The following is a 17,229-nucleotide window of genomic DNA, read 5'->3' on the forward strand; positions in this document are numbered from 1 at the left end:
CTCTTCGACGAACTCGAGGATCGCCGCTTGACCTTGACGCAACGGCAGGGTTTCTACTGGCGGCATGCGAATCGGAGAGGTCGCCGCGCTCGTAGGGCTCACCACCCGGGCGATCCGGCACTACCACCATGTCGGGCTGCTTCCGGAACCGCAGCGGCGCCCCAACGGCTACCGGGCCTACAGCGTCCGCGACGCCGTCCTGCTCGCCCGGGTGCGCCGGCTCACCGAACTCGGCCTCAGCCTCGATGAAGTGCGCGACGCCCTCGCCGACGACGGCGGGCGCGAACTGACCGAGATATTGGAAGAACTCGACGCCGACCTGGCCCGCCAGGAAGCCGACATCAGGGAGCGTCGCTGCCGGCTCGGCGCCCTGCTCGCCGAGCCGCCCGGCGCGACCGGGCCCGTCTCACCCGCCCTCGCCGCGCTGCTGGCACAGGCCCCCCGAACCGACTCGCCGAGCGCGGCCAAGGACCGCGAGTACGTCACGCTGCTGGACGGCATCGGCACCGGTGACCAAGAGATTTTCGCGCTGCTCGGAACGCTGATCGCCGATCCCGCGGTCGTCGCACTGTACGAGCGCCTTGACGCGCTCGCCGAAGCCCCCACCGACGATCCGCGGATCGCACCCCTGGCAGCTGACCTGACGGCAGCCGTCCCCGAGGAGTTGTTCGCCGCGATCCCCGAGGAGGGGGTGGTCGTGACCGGGTTCAAGGAGGCGCTGCTCGCCGAGTACACCCCGGCGCAGGCGGAAGTCGTGGGCCGGCTCATGGCGGCCTTCGTGGAGAAGGGGCGGGGATGAGCGACCGGCCAAGGGTCATACGGGCGGCGCGGATCGCGGTAGCCGCCGTACTGCCGGGGGAACTGGCCCTGGCAACCTGCCTGGTGGCCGGGGTCCGGCCGCCCGCGTGGGCGCTGGCGGGCGCCGAGGCGCTGGTGCTCGCGGTGCTGCTCCTGGAAGCCTGGGTGCTGCACTCTCTGTACGTCGCCGCGCGCGCCCGCGGCGCGGACCGCCGGGCGGCACTGCGAGCTGCCGTACGGGAGGCGGTGCCGGTGACGGTCCGCCGCCTGGTCCTGCACGAGCTGCGCGCCCTCGCCTCCCTGGGGCGGTGGGTCCGGCGCCGCACACACGGGGTGCGCCCCGGGGACCTCGCTGCCGCGTACACCGGGCCCCAGACCGCGATGATGTACGGGCTGCTCTTCGTGATGGTGATCGAGACAGTGGGCCTGGCCTTCCTCGTCCCATGGCCGGCGGCCCACCGGGTGATCCTGGTACTCGACCTGTACGGCGTCGTCCTCGTGCTGGCCCTGCACGCCGCCTGCGTCACCCGGCCGCACGTGGTGGGCCCCGACGGTTCTGTGCGCATCCGCTACGGAGCCCTCTTCGACCTCGCCGTACCGCCGGACGCGGTCGCCTCGGTCCGGGTCGACCGGCGCTGTCCGGAGGGCAGTCTGATCACCCTCTCCGAGGACGGGGTCCTCGACCTGATCGTGGGCAGCCAGACCTCGGTGACCCTGGAGCTGAACCGGCCACTCCCCTTCACCCGCCCGCTCGGCGCGACGGAAGTGGCCCACACCATCCGTTTCCATGCCGATGACCCGGGCGCGCTGGTCAGCGCGCTCCGTCAGCCCGCCTGAGTGAGGAACGCTTCGTCAGGAGGCGAGTGCGTCCCGCATCGTCTTTGCGGTGACCGCCGGGTCGTATCCCTCCGGAACGCCGTCGACGAGGATGATGTCGCCCTCGATGTGCCGCGAGCGCAGTGGTGCGATCTCCTGGTACGCGGCGGAGTCCCACCAGGCCCGCGCCTCGGCGATCCCGGGAAACCCGATCACCACGACGTGCCCGGGCCAGCCGCCCTCCCTCACTTCGTGCTGCGCGCCATGCACGAGGAAGCAGCCTCCGTACGGTGCGAAGGTGGCGGTGATGCGCTCGATGTACTCGGCGATCTCGGGATGCGGCGTGGCTTCCCGCAGGTGGGCGATGGCGTAGGCGGTCATGGTGTCCTCCCGGTCGGTAGGGCTCCGTACGCCGACGAGCCTGGCACGCGGGGCGAACCGGGGTCGATTACTCGCGAGGTAAGCGGGCCGGTCACCCGGGGATCTCGGGGTCCGGGCGTCCGAGAACATCGGCGAGAGGAGCACCGGTCCGCACCGCCGCGTTTCGCCGCGCTCGCAGCTGAGCCTTGGTGCGCGGACGGAACTCGGACTCACGCCCCTCGTGACGCAGACCGGCGACCAGGACAGCCGCCACCACGCTCCAGCCCTTGACGCCCCGCTGCCGTGGAGCACGGGCGACCGGCGAACCGGTTTCCGAGGTACGTCTCCCAGGTCGCGGTGGGCGCCGGCACGGCCGCCGACCGACCTGAGCCCCGCTCGCCGCGCGGCACCGCACACCAGGGCGTCAGCTGTCCCTCGACCCCGCCCTCCTGGCCAGCGCCAGCCACCGCGGCAGATCCACCTCCGCACGGACCGTCTTGCCCGGCGGCGGCTCCCGGTCCAGCACCTCCCAGCGGTCGGCGAGGGCGTCGACGAGAAGGAGACCGCGGCCGCCGTCGTCCAGGGGACCTGATGGTCGTACGGCGGGCACGGGCTCGGCGCGCGTGTCGGTGACCTCGACGCGCACACTGCCGGGGACGAGGGAGAGCCGCAGCTCGAAGTCACGCCCCGGCACCCGGCCGTGCGTCACCGCGTTCGCGGCGAGTTCGGCGACGATCACCGCGACGGTGTCGGCGGCCGGGGCGTCGTGCGGGATACCCCAGTCGTGCAGCTGGTTCAGGGCGAGGTGCCGGGCGAGGCGGGCACCTCTCGGGGTCGCACTGAGTCGCTGGGTGAACATACGTACGGTGACCGGGGGTTGGGGGGCGGAAGGTGCTGTCATGGGCCCAATCTGGCGCCCCCGGGGCCGACTTCTCCAGGTCGACACCACGTACGCCGAGGCAGAGTACGCGGTCACGGGCTGGACAGTACGCGTGACGGACCGTGACCATGGGCGCGGGAGGTGACCGACTGTGGTCGATGGTGGCGGTGAGCCGGAGTCGTCGGACAGCATGCGGACGTTCGGGGCGGTGCTGCAAGCCCTGCGGGAGCACTCGGGGTTGAGCCGGGAGGAGTTCGGCGACCTGGTGGGCTTCTCCAAGCACACGGTGGCGAGCGTGGAGCTGGGGCGCCGGATGCCGGATCTGGTGCTGGTGGAGCGGGGGGAGGAGGCCACGGGGAACACCGGGGCGTTGCGGAAGTCGTTTCCCAAGCTGGCTCGACAGCCGGGGTTGGCGGCGTGGTTTCGCAGGTGGGCGGGCCTGGAGCAGCTGGCGATCACCTTGTACACGTACGAATGCCGCATGATCCCTGGGCTGTTGCAGACGGAGGCATACGCACGAACCCTGTTCGCCAGTCAGTTGCCGCCGCTGGACGACGCACAGATCGAAGAGCGGTGGACCGCCAGGACGGAGCGCCAGAAGCTGCTGCGCGAGCGACCGAACACCGCGTTCAGCTTCATCCTGGAGGAACAACTGCTTCTGCGACGCACAGGAGGAGTCGACGTCACCTGTGCACTCATCAATCACGTACTGGAGATCGGAGAGTTGCGGAACGTCGAGATCCAGATCATGCCGCTGTCGCGCGGCGCACACGCCGGGATCGCGGGCCCCATGCAGTTGCTGGAGACTCCTGAGAACCAGTGGTTCGCCTACAACGAAGGCCAGCGTGCCGGGCTGCTGGTCACGGACCCGAAAGAGATCAGCGTCCTCCAGAAGCGGTATGCCAGGATGCGTTCACAGGCTCTCTCCCTCGAAGACTCCGTGAGCCTGCTGGAACGGATCCGAGGAGCGCTATGAGCAACGACGAACTGTGCTGGTTCAAGTCGAGCTACAGCAGCAGCGGTGACGGCGACTGCGTAGAGATCGCCCTCACCCCCACCACCATCCACATCCGCGACTCCAAGAACCCCGAGGGCCCCCACCTCACCACCACCCCCACTCCCTGGACCGACTTCCTCACCCACCTCACGAAGTGAGCGCGCCGCCCTCCGGCTCACGCAGGCCGACGCAGTCGAAGGCCCAGAACACATCCGAGTACACGAACGTCCCCGTCATCCACGGCTCGTGGGCGGACAACCGGGCCACCTGGAACGCGGGTTCAGGGATGCGAAGTGACGGCGAACGGAAGCCCAGCGCGTCGGCACGCTCGAAGCCGCGGGTGCCGTAGTAGTGGGGCGAGCCCTCCAGGAACACCAACGGCACACCCTGACTGTCGGCCGCGGCGAGGGCGTACGCGATGAGCCGGGTGCCGATGCCCTGACGCTGGAACTCCGGGACCACGCCCAGCGGTGACAGCGTCAGGACGTCCACGATCCGGCGCGGGGCGTCCAGGCGCGCGGCGCTCAGCAGGACGTGCCCGACGACCCGGTCGTCGACGGCGGCGACGAAGGACATCGGCGCCACCGCGGCTTCCGCGACGCGCAGTGCCTCCACGAGTGCGGGAACCGGCTCGCTGTCACCGAAGGCGCGCGTGTGGACCTCGCGCACGTCCCGGTGATCGTCAGCGGTCTCCTCCCGGATCACCGGCCCGGCGCCGGTGGAAGCGGGCAGGAAGCCATCGGGCACCTCGTGTGACGTCATGGCCGCGAGCGTAGGTCCGGCGACGACCCGCGCGCGAGGCAATTGCGTGCTCGACGGACACCCCGCGTCCAGCCCTACGACCGTACAGCCGTACGACAGAGCGGCGCGCGGCCCCGCAGTGGCCGTCGGTTTCAGCCGTCCTACGGCCCTGCGGGGCCCCGGGTCAGCCGGAGGCGACCGCCGGACCGAAGTCCGCCTCCAGCCGCTCCCGCCACCCAGCGTCCGCCAGTCCCGCCCCCACCAGCACGTCCCGCCAGTCCTCCTTGGCCAGTTGGACGGCGTCCAGGAGCCGGTCCACCCGGCCCTGTCCGCACAGCAGCGTCGCGGCGGCGATCCGTTCCTTGTCCTCCTGGTCGCCCCGGTCGGTCAGGTGGTTGACCAGCTCGGTGAGGAGATCGCCCACCACCTCGCCCTCCCGGCCGGGGAAGTCCTCCGCGATGCGCCGTTCGACCCGCACGGTAAGCCCCATTTACCCTCCTTGTCGGCATACGCCCCGATACGGTACCGCGTCCACCCCGTCCGACACCGCAACCTGTCTCGCAGGAAACTTGACGGCCCCTCACTTTGCCGAACTGACAGCCCACCAACAGCAAACCCTTTTACGGTGCCGTGCTCATGACAGACACCCCCATGAACGAGACCCCCACAGCCGACACCCCCACAGCCGACGCCCCCGCGAACGGCGCCCTCACCCGCCGCACCGTCCTGGTCGCGACGGGCGCCACCGCCGCCACGCTCGCGGTCGGCGCCGTCGCCTCGCGGACGAAGGACACCACCGACACCACCGACACGACCCCCGTGGCCGCCGCGGCGGTCTGCACCCTCACCAGGGAGATGACCGAAGGCCCCTACTACCTCGACGGCCAGTACGTCCGCTCCGACATCACCGAGGGCAAGACCGGCTTCCCGCTCAAGCTCACCCTCACCGTGGTCGACGACGACACCTGCGCCACCATCAGCAACGCCCTCGTCGAGATCTGGCACTGCGACGCGCTCGGCGAGTACTCCGGCTACGTCGGCAACAACGGCCACGACGAACCCGACAGCGGCACCTTCCTGCGCGGCGGTGTCCTGACCGACTCCAAGGGCGTCGCCGCCATCACCACGGTCTACCCGGGCTGGTACATCGGCCGCTGCGTGCACATCCACGTGAAGGTGCACGTGAACGTCACCCTCACCCCGGACGGCTCCTTCACCGGCGGCACCGAACTCCACACCGGCCAGCTCTTCTTCGACGAGAAGATCACCGCCAAGGTCGGCGCGCTCTCGCCGTACTCGGCCAACACGGTCCGCCGCACCACCCTCGCCCAGGACGGGATCTACGACGACGGCGGCGCCGCGTCCGGGCTCCTGACCCTGACCGCCCTGGGCAGCAGCCCCTCGGCCGGCTACTCCGGCACCCTGACCCTCGGCGTCGAACGCTGATCACGCGTCGCCCGCCGCTCACAGGAGCGGCGGGCGACACCCGTTCACTTACCCGGGCACTCCTTCCACGCCATGTGGTACACGGTGCTGATGTCGCCGTCGGTCGAGTCCATCGTCATGAAGCTGACCTTGGACGGCGAGGAGGTACCCGCGCTGACGCGGATCTCGGTGTTGATGTTGAAGTTGCGCTGCACGCCACAGGGGGCCCAGACCAGTTGGGCCCAGTCGGTGGTGTCCGTCGCCTGCCAGTTGTCGTTGTAGGCACCGGTGAAGGGGTGGGTCTTGGCGGCCGTCTGCGAGGAGCCCTGGAAGTAGTACGAGGCTCTCTGCACGGCGCTCGCACCTGGCTGGAGCGAGGCGAAGCCCCGGTAGTCCGCTTCGGCGATGGCGTAGGTGAAGCCCGACGGGACATGGACGATCAGGTTGAGCTGGCAGTTCTTGCGGAACGCGGTGGGGTCGGAGCTGCCGCCGACCTGGGCGAGGTAGTCGCTGTAGGTCACGGTGAACGCGGTGTTGTCCTCGGAGACCGCGACGGCCGCCGTGCCCGCGGGACAGCCGGAGCCGTTCACCGTGGCGACGTTGATGACGATCTTGTCCGGGGGCGGGTCGACGAACCCGCCGGACGGGTTGTGCGCGGGTATCGCCGCGGTGACGAGGGCGGCGACGGCGCCACCCAGAAGAAGTCCACTTGCCATGGGGGGTCTCTCCTCTGCGCTGACATGTTGAAGCGTGGAGAACCTGTGTGGTTTCTGTGAAGCACCGCGGCGATCGAATCGTAGGGAGCACCCTGGGGCACCGCCAGGGCGAACTCCAGCCATTCGACGGATGGCCGAACTCGCCTTACATCAAAGGAAGTTGAATCGGGGATCAGGGGTTCTCCCACGCCGCCGGCTCTGCCGCGAGCCGCCGTACCGGCTCAGGGAGCGCGTCGCCCGCGATGTCGGCGATGGTGACGCCCTCCAGGATCTTGCGGACGTTGGCCCGCAGGGCGATCCACAGCGGCAGCAGCGGCTGTGCGGAACCCGTGTACTCCAGACCGGTGGGACGCTCGCCGCGCACCGACACGATCGGACCGTCGACCGCGCGGATGACGTCCGCGACCGTGATGGCCGAGGCCTCCCGCGCGAGCCGGTAACCGCCGCCCCCGCCCCGCCTGCTGTCGACGATCCCACCGCGCCGGAGATCGCCGAGAATCCCCTCCAGGAACTTGTGCGGAATGTCCTGGACCGCGGCGATGGCCTCGGCCTTCACCGGCTCCGTGTCCTGCCTCACGGCAAGCTCCAGCACCGCCCGTACCGCGTAGTCCGCCCGTGCAGAGATCCTCATACGACAATTGTGCGGCGTTCGGGCAGAGACAATGGCCACGCCACAATAGGCACACCACTCACACCCACGGACGGACTGGCGCTAGCGCGGCACGACCAGGAGGCGCTCCCTTGGAGCTGAGCAGACGTACATTCAGCGCCCTCGCCGGCACCACGGCGCTCGGCTTCGCGCTGAGCGGCAGCGGTGGGGAGACCACCCGGGCCTACGCCTCCCACAGCGTGCCCACCGGGCCCGCGCCCGGCGCGCCCGCCGCCGACCGGGCGCGCCACGAGGTCGGCTACGACAAGTACTCGCTGCTGGTCGACGGCCGGCGCCTGGTGCTGTGGTCCGGCGAGATGCACCCCTTCCGGCTGCCGAGCCCGTCGCTGTGGCGGGACGTCCTGCAGAAGATGCGCGCCCACGGCTTCAACGCGGTGAGCGTGTACGTGGCCTGGAACTACCACTCCCCCGGCCCCGGCCAGTACGACTTCACCGGCGTCCGCGACCTCGACCTGTTCCTGCGCACGGCCACCGAGACCGGCCTGTACGTGATCCTGCGCCCGGGCCCGTACATCAACGCCGAGGTCGACGGCGGCGGCTTCCCGGGCTGGCTCACGGCGACCCCGGGCCGGGCCCGCACCTCCGACCCGGCCTATCTGTCGTACGTCGACGAATGGCTGACCGAGGTCGACTCCATCGCCGTCCGGCACCTGTTCACCAAGGGCACCGGCACGGTCCTGCTCTACCAGATCGAGAACGAGTACGACGCCTTCGTCGACGAGCCCCTCGGCCGCGACTACATGTCCCACCTGTACAAGAAGGTGCGCGCCGACGGGATCGACGTCCCGCTGTTCCACAACGACAAGGGCAGGAACGGCTACTGGACCCCGGGCTCCTTCAACACCGGGGGCGAGGAGCATGGTTGGCTCTACGGCTTCGACGGTTATCCTGCGCCGTCCGAAGTGCCGCCCGACTGGGGGGACTTCGGTGTGGGCGGGCTGAAGGGCGGGGCCACGGCCAGTCCCCGGACGCCCGGGTTCGTCCCGGAGTTCGGCGGGGGCTGGTTCGACCCGTGGGGCGGGGCCACCTTCGACGGCAAGGGGTACGCCGAGGCGCGGTACACCCGGGACGCGGCCTACGAGCGGCGCTTCCAGCTCACCAACCTCGCCAACGGCATCACCGTGCACAACGTCTACATGACCTTCGGCGGCACCTCGTGGGGCTGGCTGCCCGCACCGCAGGTCTACACGTCGTACGACTACGGGGCGGCGATCGACGAGGCCCGTCGGCTGACGCCGAAGCTCGCTCCCCAGCACCAGCTCGGCCATCTCCTGCGGACCGTGCCGGACTTCGCCAAGCTGGACCGGGCGGACGCGGTGCGGGCCGCCGACGAGCGGCTGAAGGTGTACCACCTGACCAACCCGGACACCGGCTCCCATGTGTACGTGGTGCGCAACGACACCGACGCGCCGATCACCACCACGATCCCGGACGCCGGGATCGACGTGGCGTTCACCGTGGCCGCGCACGACGCCCGACTGCTCACCGCGGGACTCCGGTTGGGCGGGCGCACGCTCAAGTTCGCCACCGCGCAGCCCATGATGTGCCAGAAGGTCGGCCGGACGGACGTGGCCGTGTTCACGGCCCCGCACGGCGAGATGGCACAGGTCCTGCTGGAGTGCCCGGAGGAGCCCCTGGTCACCCGGGGTGACGCGGAACCCGCGTGGAACTACGACCTCGGCGTCCTCAGGATCACCGTGCCGATGGGCGTCGGCGGCCCGGCCCGGGTGCGGATCGAGGGCGGCGGCAGCGACACCCCGCTGCTGCTGATCTTCGCCGACGACCCCGGCTCCCTGCGGCTGTTCCCGGTGGACACCCCGACCGGACCGGTCCTGGTGTACGGGCCCTCGCTGGTGCGTGAGGTCACCCTGGACGGCGCCACCGTCCATCTGACCGGCGACACCGTCGAGGGCACGGGCATGGAGGTGTGGGGACCGCGCGGCATGGCCCGGATCACCTGGAACGGCCGCCCGCTGCGCACCTCGGCCACCCCCATGGGCAGTCTGCGCGCCGACATGCCGGCCACGCCCGGACAGCTGCCGATCCCCGCCGTGGGCGAGGTGCGGCTGCCCGCGCTGGGTGGCTGGCGGCGCCGTACCGAGAACTTCGAGGCCCTCCCGGACTACGACGACTCCGGCTGGACCCGGGCCGACCGCACGCACTCGTACAGCGTCACCCCGGTCCCGAAGGGGCAGCCGGTCCTGTTCGCCGACGACTACGGCTTCCACTACGGCGACGTCTGGTACCGGGGGCGCCTGACGGGTGCGGAGGACCTGGAGTCGGTGTCCCTGTCCTACAGCACGGGCACGCAGGGGCTGCTGATGGCGTGGCTGGACGGCGAGCCGCTGGGAACGCACCGCATGCCGGTACCGGACAAGTCCACGGCTCGCAAGGGGACGTGGACGGCGACGGCCACCTTCGACGTGCCGCCGCCCGCCGGGCACGCGCCCCGGGTCCTGTCCGTCCTCGTGCGGCGGATGGCGCACGACATGGACGGCGGGTCCGCCGACTCCCACAAGGCGGCCCGGGGGTTGACGTCGGTCACCTTCAAGGGCGGCTCCCCGAAGGCAAGTTGGCGTATCCAGGGCGGGACGGCGCCCGATCCGGTGCGCGGGCCGCTCAACAACGGCGGGCTGTACGGGGAGCGCAAGGGCTGGCATCTGCCGGGATTCACCGAAGAGCACTGGGAGGACACGGAGTTGCCGCGTGCCGACCGGCGCCAGGGGGTCACCTGGTACCGGACGACGTTCCGGCTCGCCGTGGACGCCGGCATCGACGCCTCGGTCGGCCTCACCCTCGACGACGACCCGGAGCGCGCCTACCGCGTCCAGATCTTCCTCAACGGCTGGAACATGGGCCAGTACGTCAACGACGTGGGCCCGCAGCACACCTTCGTCCTGCCGAACGGCATCCTGCGCACCCGGGGGGTCAACACCCTTGCCCTGGCGGTGCTTTCGGACGGTACGACGGAGTCGGGCCCGAAGGAGGTACGGCTGACGTCGCTGGGGGCCTCGGCCGGAGGAGTGCCGGTGGCACCGGTGGACTCCCCCGGCCGCTGATCCGCCTAGGCCAGCCGGATCACGTTCCAGGACAGCGGCTCCAGTACGGCGGTGAGGGTGCCGTCCTTGAGCACGGTGCCCTCGGCCGCGTGCGGGGCGACCCGGTCGGGGGCGTCCAGGGTGTTGCGGGCGTCAGGGTCGGCGTCGGCGAGGACGCTGTGCTCGACGACCTCCGTCAGGCCGAGGCCGCTCAGGGCGACTTCGAGCGGCAGCGGCTCGCTCTGTCCGCGGTTGACGGCGAAGACGGTGACCGACCCGTCCTCGGCGCGGACCGCGGTGGCGTGCAGGAGGTCCGTCTCGCCGAACTTCCTCGTCTCGTACGTCGGTGAGTCGACCCGGACGTCGAGGACCTCGCCGCGGCCGTACCGGGAGGCCTGGGCGAACGGGAAGAACGTCGTCTGGCGCCAGGCCGGGCCGCCGGGCTCGGTCATGATCGGGGCGATCACGTTGACGAGCTGGGCGAGACAGGCGACGGTGACGCGGTCGGCGTGCCGCAGCAGGGCGATGAGGAGCGAACCGAAGACCACGGCGTCCAGGACGCTGTAGTTGTCCTCCAGCAGGCGCGGGGCCTCGGGCCAGTCGTCCCGCTCGAACTCCTTGGCGCGCTTCTCCCACTCGGGCAGGTACCAGACGTTCCACTCGTCGAAGGAGAGGTTGATCTTCTTCTTCGACTTGAGCTTCGCGCCCACGTGGTCGGCGGTCGCGACAACGTTGGCTATGAACGACTCCATGTCGACGGCCGAGGCGAGGAAGGAGTCGATGTCACCGTCCTCGGGCCAGTAGTAGGCGTGCAGGGAGACGTAGTCGACGAGGTCGTACGTCTCCTCCAGGACCGTCGCCTCCCACTCGGCGAAGGTCGGCATGGACTGGCTGGAGGAGCCGCAGGCGACGAGTTCGACGCCGGGATCGATCTGGCGCATGGCCCTGGCCGTCTCCGCGGCGATCCGGCCGTACTCCTCGGCCGTCTTGTGGCCGGTCTGCCAGGGGCCGTCCATCTCGTTGCCCAGGCACCAGAGCTTGATGCCGAAGGGGTCCTTGTCGCCGTGGGCGACCCGGAGGTCCGACAGGGCGGTGCCCTCGGCGTGGTTGGCGTACTCCTGGAGTTCGAGGGCTTCGGCGACGCCCCTCGTGCCGAGGTTCACGGCCATCATGGGCTCGGCCTGGGGGCCGACCTTGCGGAGGAAGTCGATGTACTCCGAGAGGCCGAAACGGTTGGTCTCGGTGGAGTGCCAGGCGAGGTCCAGGCGGCGCGGGCGGTCCTCGACGGGGCCGACGGAGTCCTCCCACTTGTAGCCCGAGACGAAGTTGCCGCCGGGGTAGCGCAGGGCGGTGACACCGAGTTCGCGCACGAGTTCCAGGACGTCCTGGCGCAGGCCCTTGTCGTCCGCGGTGGGGTGGTCCGGTTCGAAGATGCCCGTGTAGACGCAGCGGCCGAGGTGCTCGACGAAGGAGCCGAACAGGCGGGGGTTCACTTCGCCGACGGTGAAGGCGGGGTCGAGGGTGAAGCGGGCGGTGGGCTTGCTCATGGAAACCTTTCAGGAACGGAGTTGCTGGACGACCGGCCAGTCACGCACCCAACCGAGCCTGTTCAGACCCAGCTTCGGCGTGCCGTCGTCCTCTGCGTCGTAGTAGTGGTAGGCCAGCCAGTCCTGGCCACGGGTGCGGAAGACCGACTCGCCTCCCGTGCCGATGTACCTCCCGTGTCCTGCCAGCAGCAGGTCTCCGCCGCCCTCCAGCAGCGGCTTGCCCGTGCTGTCGACGTACGGGCCCGTGACCGTCGTGGATCTACCCACCCTGATCTTGTACGTGGAGTTCACTCCCGCACAACAGGCGTCGTAGGACGCGAAGAGGTAGTAGAAGCGGCCGTGCTTCACGAGGGACGGGCCCTCGACGGCGTACGGGGCGTCGGGGCGGGTGGCGAGGTGCTGGACGGTGGCGCCCGGTCGGGCCTTGCCCGTTTTCTGGTCCAGCTCGACCATGCGGATACCGGTCCAGTACGAGCCGAAGGACATCCACAGCCTGCCGTCCGCGCGGATGATCGCCGGGTCGATGGCGTTCCAGGAGTCGGTGGTCTCGGAGGAGAAGACCTTGCCGCGGTCGGTCCAGGTGCCGGGGAGACCGGACGGGGAGGTGGCCACGCCGATCGCGGAGTGGTTGGTGCCCCAGGACGAGACGGCGTAGTAGAGCCAGTACCTGCCCGCGCGGTAGGAGATGTCGGGCGCCCAGGGGTCCCCGGTGTCGTTGTACTCGTACCACCACGCCGGCGGTTCGGCGAAGGCGTTGCCCGCGTCGGTCCAGTGCCGGAGATCCTTGGACAGCCGGGCCCCGATCACACCGCCGGTCGAATAGGCCGCGTACCCACCGGACTTGAGCTGGATGACGGTCGGATCATGGATGATCTGCTGCCCGCTGATCGGGAGGGGGTCGGGGTAGGTGGTGTCCGCCTGTGCCGTGCCCGGCAGGAGGACGATGAGGGCGGCGGCCAGAACGCTGACAAGTCTGAGGGACTTCAACTACGGCTCCCTGCGTGGGTGTCGGCTCGTGGGGGGCGGGTGGTGCGGGGTCCGAACTCCGGGGGCGGGCCTCGTCGGAGGCCGAATGTGGTCGGTGTGTCGACAGCGGGCGGGGTCCGACCCCGGTGACGGGCCGCGAAGGCCGGATGCCGTCGGTGTCGCGGGACCGGGAGAGATGCGATCCGGGGACGGACCCACTCGAACTGGACGCGGCCGACATGGCGAAGCTGTCGGTGCCAGGCCCACGCGGGCCGGACGCACCGACGTGACAAAGCCGAGCGAGGTCCGATCCCGGGGCCACGCCCACCACACCGGGCGACGTGCGACCCCGGCGCCAGGCCACGGAGGCCAAAGCCCGCCCACGTGACGACACCAGGCGAATCCGACCCCTGCGACCGACCCACAGCCCAATCCCGCCGACGCGACGAAACCAGACGAAGCCCGAGCCCAGGGGCCGAGCTCGGAGCCACGCCCACGACACCAGGCGACGTCCGACCCGGTGCCAGGCCACGGAGGCCAAATGCCCGCCCACGTGACGACACCAGGCAAAGTTCGCCCCCGGGACCCGAGCCCGGAGCCACGCCCACGACACCGGGCGACGTCCGACCCCGGCACCAGGCCACGGAACCCAAATGCCCGCCCAGGTGACGACACCGGGCAAAGTTCGCCCCCGGGACCCGACCCCAGAGCCACGCCCACGACACCAGGCGGCGTCCGACCCCGGCACCAGGCCACGGAGGCCAAATGCCCGCCGACGCGACGAAGCCAGGCGAGGTCCGAGCCCAGGGGCCGAGCTCGGAGCCACGCCCACGTGGACCGGACACAACCGATGTGACAACACCGGGCGAAGTCCGACCCCGGTGCCAGGCCCACGCGGACCGGATGCCTCCGACGTGACAACGGCGGGCAAGGGTCGGCGACCGACGGGGGCCGCATTCCGCACCGGGCCCCCGGTGGTCGTCGACGAGCGACCGCCCGCCCCCGGGTTCACGACCACCGGGTCACTGCCCGGCCAGGCCCGTGTGGGCCACGCCCGCCACGATCTGGCGTTGGAAGAAGACGAACACGATGATCAGCGGCAGGCCCGCCATGAGGCCGCCGGCCATGAGCTGGGCCCACTGGATGCCGTAGGAGTTCATGACGGTCGCGATGCCGTTCGGCATGGTCATCAGGTCGGGGTTGTTGGTCACCATGTAGGGCCACAGGAAGTTGTTCCAGGAGGCGATGAAGGTGAAGATGCCGACCGCCGCCAGGGAGGGACGGGCCAGCGGGACCACGATCGTGAAGAAGACCCGCCAGCGGCCCGCGCCGTCGATGAACGCGGCCTCCTCCAACTCGCGCGGCACGCCCTGGAAGAACTTGTAGAGGATGTAGACCATCGCGGCCGGCGCGCACTGGGGAAGGATCATGCCCCAGTACGTGTCGACCATCCCCATCTGCTGGACCGTGGTGAAGAGCGGGACGCCGAGGACGGCCGGGGAGATCATCAGGCCGGACATGACGATGCCCATCAGGACGTTCTTGCCGCGGAACTCCGTGCGGGCGAAGCCGTATCCGGCGAGGGCGCTGACCGTCAGCACGACGGAGGTGACGCAGATCGACACCACGAGGGAGTTGATGAACCAGTTGGTGATGTTGCCGGTCTCCCACAGCGCCTTCCACGCCTGGCCCGTCCAGACCTCCGGCAGCCAGTGCGGCGGGATCTCGGCCGCCTCCGCCTCGGACTTGAGCGAGGTGAACAGCGCGGCCGCGATCGGTGCGACGAAGACGGCGGAGACGGCCACCCCGAGGAGCGTGAGGACGATCTGGCTGGGTGTCCAGGGCCTGCGGGTCCGATTGCGGGTCCCCTTGCGGACCGGTACGGCGGTGGTGGTCATCGGCCGCTCTCCTCACGGTTGCGCAGCAGCCACATCCGCGCCAGGGCGACGACTGCGATGATCACGAAGAAGATGATGGACATCGCGGAGGCGTAGCCCACGCGGTAGCTGGTGAAGCCCTGTTCGAGGGTGTACTGGACGAAGGAGCGGGTGCTGAGCTCCGGCCCCGGCGAGAAGTCCATCATCACGACTGCCTGGTCGAAGAGTTGGAGTGAGGCGAGGATCTGGAGCGCGATCACCAGCCCGGTGATGTTGCGCAGCATCGGCAGCGTGATGTGGACCATGCGGTGCCAGGCGTTCGCGCCGTCCAGCTTCGCGGCCTCGTAGAGGTGGTCGGGGATGCCCTGCAAAGCGGCGAGGTAGAGCAGGAAGCTGAAGCCGACGGTCCACCACAGGGTCTCGATGACGATGGCGAGCATCGCGTACGACTTGTCGGTCAGCCAGGGCGTGTCGAGCCCGAAGGTCTCGTTGATCAGGCCGATGCCCTGGGTGAACAGCCACTGGAACATGTTGGCGGCGACCGTCGAGGGCAGCAGGAACGGCACGAAGAAGCACAGCCGCCACAGCCACTTCCCGCGCTCGATGTTGTGGGCCAGCATCGCCAGCAGGAAGGCGAGGACCGTGATGCACGGCACGACCAGCAGCGTGAAGTACGCACTGTGGCCGAGCGCGTCCCACATCGCCTGGTCGTGCAGGGCCTCGCGGTAGTTGTCGAGGCCGACGAAACTCGCGCCGTCGCCGGAGATGTTGGCGTCCGTGAAGCTGAGGTAGACACCGCGCAGCAGCGGCCAGATCACGAACAGCGCGAAGAGCGCCAGGAACGGGGCGACGAACCAACCCCCGTGCTGGAAGCCCTGTTTGCGGCGGACGGTCGCCGTCGCGGTCGCGGTCCTGGCGCGTGCGCCCGTGAGAACGGTCTGAGCGCTGGTCGTCATGCGACCGCACCTCCCTGCGCGGCGGTCCTGCCGTCCATCGGGTTCTTCGAGGCGAGGAGCTTGGTGAGGTGTTTCTTCATCGTCTGTGCCACGGACGCCGGCTTGGCGGAGCCCATGGTCGAGGAGACGACGACCGGGCCGAGGTCCTGGGCGAGCACGCCGGTGGAGCCCGCGAACCACACCTTCGGCTCGGTGGCCTGGTGGTCCATGGCGCTGACGTACTCGTTCTGGGGGGTGAGCTTCTTGTACGCCTCGGTGGAGAGCGTCGGTGTGTAGGCGGGGATGTGACCGCCGGCCGCCCACTGGAGGGCGTGCGTGACGACGTACGCGGCGAGTTCGTGGGCGCCCTCGTTGGTGGCGCCGCCGCGGCCTGCCTGGTGGGGCAGGACGAAGGCGTGCGACTCGGCGTGGGTGGCCTGCTTGCCGAAGACGGGCGGCAGCGGGGTCGCGCCGTAGTCGAGCTTGGCGCCGGAGAAGACCGGCACGGACCAGTTGCCCTCCCAGGTGAAGGGGGCGCCGTTGATGAACTGTTCGCCGGTGGGGGCGCCGGGGATGACGTACCCGTCGGTGACGTGCCGGCGGAGGAACTCCAGGACCTGCGTGGCCTTGTCGGGGTCGAAGAGGACCTCGGTGTTGTCGGCGTTGAACCACCGGCCGCCGAGCTGGGTGTAGAAGGCGACGAAGAACCACCACTGGAAGTTCTGGTCGTTGGTCCACAGGCCGATCGTCTGGAGGCCCTTCTTCTGGGCTGCCTTGGCCTTCTTCAGGACGTCGAACCACTCGTCGGTGGAGGTGACCGGGATCATCCGGCCGTCGTCGCCGAGCAGGTCGGCCTTCTTCAGCACGTCCTTGCGGTAGAAGCAGAGCTGGACGTGGATGTCGAGCGGGAGGGCGTAGAGCTTGCCGTCGATGACGCCGCGTTTCCACAGCGCGGGGTTGTAGTCCTGCTCCCGTACGCCGTACTTGGCGAGGAGGTCGACGTCCCACGGGTCGAGGAGGCGGCCGGGTGAGAAGCCGGTGACCCGGCCCATGTGCATGACGCCGAGGTCGGGGGCGCGGTTGCCCGCGGCGGCCATGGCGAGCTTGGTGTAGAAGGGGTTGCCCCACTGGAGGGTGGAGTCCTTGACGTCGATGTCCGGGTGGGCCTTTCGGAAGGCGTCCAGCATCGCGATCATGTTGGCGCCGTCGCCGCCGCTGAAGAGGTTCCAGTAGCGCACCCGGGTGTCCGCGCCGGAGGCGAGCGCGTCGGCCCCGGTGCCGAGGGCCGCGAAGCCGAACCCGGCGGCGACCGTCAGTCCGCCGGCCGCGGTGAGAAGTTGCCTGCGGCTCAGGTCAGGTCGTCCCATTCCCTGCCCCATCTGTTCGAGATCTCGAATTGCGCCCGTAACTTCGAACGCGACCGTAGGCAGGAAGCGCTTTCTAGTCAATGGGTCACGCAGCAA

At 69.9% G+C, this 17,229-nt stretch carries 17 protein-coding genes; 6 read left to right on the forward strand and 11 right to left on the reverse strand.

Going from position 1 to position 17,229, the window contains the following annotated elements; genetic code table 11:
• Positions 1-64: 64 nt before the first annotated feature.
• Positions 65-799: a MerR family transcriptional regulator gene (locus ABZ098_RS03705; protein ID WP_356586833.1), complete on the forward strand. Its 735-nt coding sequence runs from the start codon at positions 65-67 to the stop codon at positions 797-799.
• Positions 796-1,635, forward strand: coding sequence for a hypothetical protein (locus ABZ098_RS03710; protein WP_356586835.1), 840 nt, complete (start codon positions 796-798; stop codon positions 1,633-1,635). The genes ABZ098_RS03705 and ABZ098_RS03710 overlap by 4 nt, the downstream gene beginning before the upstream one ends.
• Before the next feature lie 15 nt (positions 1,636-1,650).
• Here ABZ098_RS03710 and ABZ098_RS03715 read toward each other — a convergent pair whose 3' ends face one another.
• The gene (locus tag ABZ098_RS03715) at positions 1,651-1,995 is read right to left on the reverse strand and encodes a DUF1330 domain-containing protein (RefSeq protein ID WP_356586837.1); all 345 of its coding nucleotides are present in this window, start codon (positions 1,993-1,995) and stop codon (positions 1,651-1,653) included.
• 403 nt (positions 1,996-2,398) lie between these two features.
• Entirely contained in the window at positions 2,399-2,875 is a 477-nt protein-coding gene (locus ABZ098_RS03720) for an ATP-binding protein (RefSeq protein WP_356586839.1), read from the reverse strand.
• Between the two features lie 130 nt (positions 2,876-3,005).
• On the opposite strand from ABZ098_RS03720, the gene ABZ098_RS03725 reads away from it, so the two are divergent.
• Together ABZ098_RS03725 and ABZ098_RS03730 are read left to right on the forward strand one after the other, a co-directional pair.
• Positions 3,006-3,830 (forward strand): helix-turn-helix transcriptional regulator, encoded by an 825-nt coding sequence (locus ABZ098_RS03725; RefSeq protein ID WP_356586841.1) that lies wholly within the window; start codon positions 3,006-3,008, stop codon positions 3,828-3,830.
• Positions 3,827-4,009: a DUF397 domain-containing protein gene (locus ABZ098_RS03730; RefSeq protein WP_356586843.1), complete on the forward strand. Its 183-nt coding sequence runs from the start codon at positions 3,827-3,829 to the stop codon at positions 4,007-4,009. Before ABZ098_RS03725 ends, ABZ098_RS03730 begins: the two co-directional genes overlap by 4 nt.
• Here the strand turns inward: ABZ098_RS03730 and ABZ098_RS03735 are convergent.
• Together ABZ098_RS03735 and ABZ098_RS03740 are read right to left on the reverse strand one after the other, a co-directional pair.
• Positions 3,999-4,613 carry an N-acetyltransferase gene (locus tag ABZ098_RS03735; RefSeq protein ID WP_356586845.1) on the reverse strand — a complete coding sequence of 205 codons (615 nt, stop codon included), beginning with the start codon at positions 4,611-4,613 and terminating at the stop codon, positions 3,999-4,001. The genes ABZ098_RS03730 and ABZ098_RS03735 overlap by 11 nt on opposite strands.
• A gap of 163 nt (positions 4,614-4,776) precedes the next feature.
• Positions 4,777-5,082 (reverse strand): hypothetical protein, encoded by a 306-nt coding sequence (locus ABZ098_RS03740; protein WP_356586847.1) that lies wholly within the window; start codon positions 5,080-5,082, stop codon positions 4,777-4,779.
• 161 nt (positions 5,083-5,243) lie between these two features.
• Between ABZ098_RS03740 and ABZ098_RS03745 the strand changes: the two genes are divergently transcribed.
• The gene (locus ABZ098_RS03745; protein WP_356587617.1) at positions 5,244-6,038 is read left to right on the forward strand and encodes an intradiol ring-cleavage dioxygenase; all 795 of its coding nucleotides are present in this window, start codon (positions 5,244-5,246) and stop codon (positions 6,036-6,038) included.
• A 44-nt stretch (positions 6,039-6,082) separates the two neighbouring features.
• On the opposite strand, the gene ABZ098_RS03750 is transcribed toward ABZ098_RS03745, so the two are convergent.
• Together ABZ098_RS03750 and ABZ098_RS03755 are read right to left on the reverse strand one after the other, a co-directional pair.
• Positions 6,083-6,733, reverse strand: coding sequence for a DUF4360 domain-containing protein (locus tag ABZ098_RS03750; protein WP_356586849.1), 651 nt, complete (start codon positions 6,731-6,733; stop codon positions 6,083-6,085).
• A gap of 172 nt (positions 6,734-6,905) precedes the next feature.
• Complete coding sequence (locus tag ABZ098_RS03755; RefSeq protein ID WP_356586851.1) at positions 6,906-7,364, reverse strand: Rrf2 family transcriptional regulator; 459 nt, start codon at positions 7,362-7,364, stop codon at positions 6,906-6,908.
• A 110-nt stretch (positions 7,365-7,474) separates the two neighbouring features.
• Here ABZ098_RS03755 and ABZ098_RS03760 point away from each other — a divergent pair, with 110 nt between their 5' ends.
• The gene (locus ABZ098_RS03760; protein WP_356586853.1) at positions 7,475-10,462 is read left to right on the forward strand and encodes a beta-galactosidase; all 2,988 of its coding nucleotides are present in this window, start codon (positions 7,475-7,477) and stop codon (positions 10,460-10,462) included.
• 5 nt (positions 10,463-10,467) lie between these two features.
• Here the strand turns inward: ABZ098_RS03760 and ABZ098_RS03765 are convergent, their stop codons facing one another.
• From ABZ098_RS03765 to ABZ098_RS03785, 5 genes are all read right to left on the reverse strand, one after another.
• On the reverse strand, positions 10,468-11,988 hold the full coding sequence (locus ABZ098_RS03765) for an alpha-N-arabinofuranosidase (RefSeq protein ID WP_356586855.1): 1,521 nt from the start codon (positions 11,986-11,988) through the stop codon (positions 10,468-10,470).
• A 9-nt stretch (positions 11,989-11,997) separates the two neighbouring features.
• Positions 11,998-12,975 (reverse strand): arabinan endo-1,5-alpha-L-arabinosidase, encoded by a 978-nt coding sequence (locus tag ABZ098_RS03770; RefSeq protein WP_356586857.1) that lies wholly within the window; start codon positions 12,973-12,975, stop codon positions 11,998-12,000.
• Positions 12,976-13,976: 1,001 nt separating this feature from the next.
• Positions 13,977-14,852, reverse strand: coding sequence for a carbohydrate ABC transporter permease (locus tag ABZ098_RS03775; RefSeq protein WP_356586859.1), 876 nt, complete (start codon positions 14,850-14,852; stop codon positions 13,977-13,979).
• Positions 14,849-15,787: a sugar ABC transporter permease gene (locus ABZ098_RS03780; RefSeq protein WP_356586861.1), complete on the reverse strand. Its 939-nt coding sequence runs from the start codon at positions 15,785-15,787 to the stop codon at positions 14,849-14,851. The genes ABZ098_RS03775 and ABZ098_RS03780 overlap by 4 nt, the downstream gene beginning before the upstream one ends.
• Positions 15,784-17,133, reverse strand: coding sequence for an extracellular solute-binding protein (locus tag ABZ098_RS03785; RefSeq protein ID WP_356586863.1), 1,350 nt, complete (start codon positions 17,131-17,133; stop codon positions 15,784-15,786). The genes ABZ098_RS03780 and ABZ098_RS03785 overlap by 4 nt, the downstream gene beginning before the upstream one ends.
• Between the last annotated feature and the right edge of the window lie 96 nt (positions 17,134-17,229).

The organism is Streptomyces sp. NPDC006335 (genome assembly GCF_040612795.1).
GTDB lineage: Bacteria > Actinomycetota > Actinomycetes > Streptomycetales > Streptomycetaceae > Streptomyces.

Coding starts and splice junctions, on each gene's coding strand:
- ABZ098_RS03705 (WP_356586833.1), top strand. CDS start 65: ATGCGAATCGGAGAGGTCGCCGCGCTCGTAGGGCTCACCACCCGGGCG.
- ABZ098_RS03710 (WP_356586835.1), top strand. CDS start 796: ATGAGCGACCGGCCAAGGGTCATACGGGCGGCGCGGATCGCGGTAGCC.
- ABZ098_RS03715 (WP_356586837.1), bottom strand. CDS start 1,995: ATGACCGCCTACGCCATCGCCCACCTGCGGGAAGCCACGCCGCATCCC.
- ABZ098_RS03720 (WP_356586839.1), bottom strand. CDS start 2,875: ATGACAGCACCTTCCGCCCCCCAACCCCCGGTCACCGTACGTATGTTC.
- ABZ098_RS03730 (WP_356586843.1), top strand. CDS start 3,827: ATGAGCAACGACGAACTGTGCTGGTTCAAGTCGAGCTACAGCAGCAGC.
- ABZ098_RS03735 (WP_356586845.1), bottom strand. CDS start 4,613: ATGACGTCACACGAGGTGCCCGATGGCTTCCTGCCCGCTTCCACCGGC.
- ABZ098_RS03740 (WP_356586847.1), bottom strand. CDS start 5,082: ATGGGGCTTACCGTGCGGGTCGAACGGCGCATCGCGGAGGACTTCCCC.
- ABZ098_RS03745 (WP_356587617.1), top strand. CDS start 5,244: ATGAACGAGACCCCCACAGCCGACACCCCCACAGCCGACGCCCCCGCG.
- ABZ098_RS03750 (WP_356586849.1), bottom strand. CDS start 6,733: ATGGCAAGTGGACTTCTTCTGGGTGGCGCCGTCGCCGCCCTCGTCACC.
- ABZ098_RS03755 (WP_356586851.1), bottom strand. CDS start 7,364: ATGAGGATCTCTGCACGGGCGGACTACGCGGTACGGGCGGTGCTGGAG.
- ABZ098_RS03765 (WP_356586855.1), bottom strand. CDS start 11,988: ATGAGCAAGCCCACCGCCCGCTTCACCCTCGACCCCGCCTTCACCGTC.
- ABZ098_RS03775 (WP_356586859.1), bottom strand. CDS start 14,852: ATGACCACCACCGCCGTACCGGTCCGCAAGGGGACCCGCAATCGGACC.
- ABZ098_RS03780 (WP_356586861.1), bottom strand. CDS start 15,787: ATGACGACCAGCGCTCAGACCGTTCTCACGGGCGCACGCGCCAGGACC.
- ABZ098_RS03785 (WP_356586863.1), bottom strand. CDS start 17,133: ATGGGACGACCTGACCTGAGCCGCAGGCAACTTCTCACCGCGGCCGGC.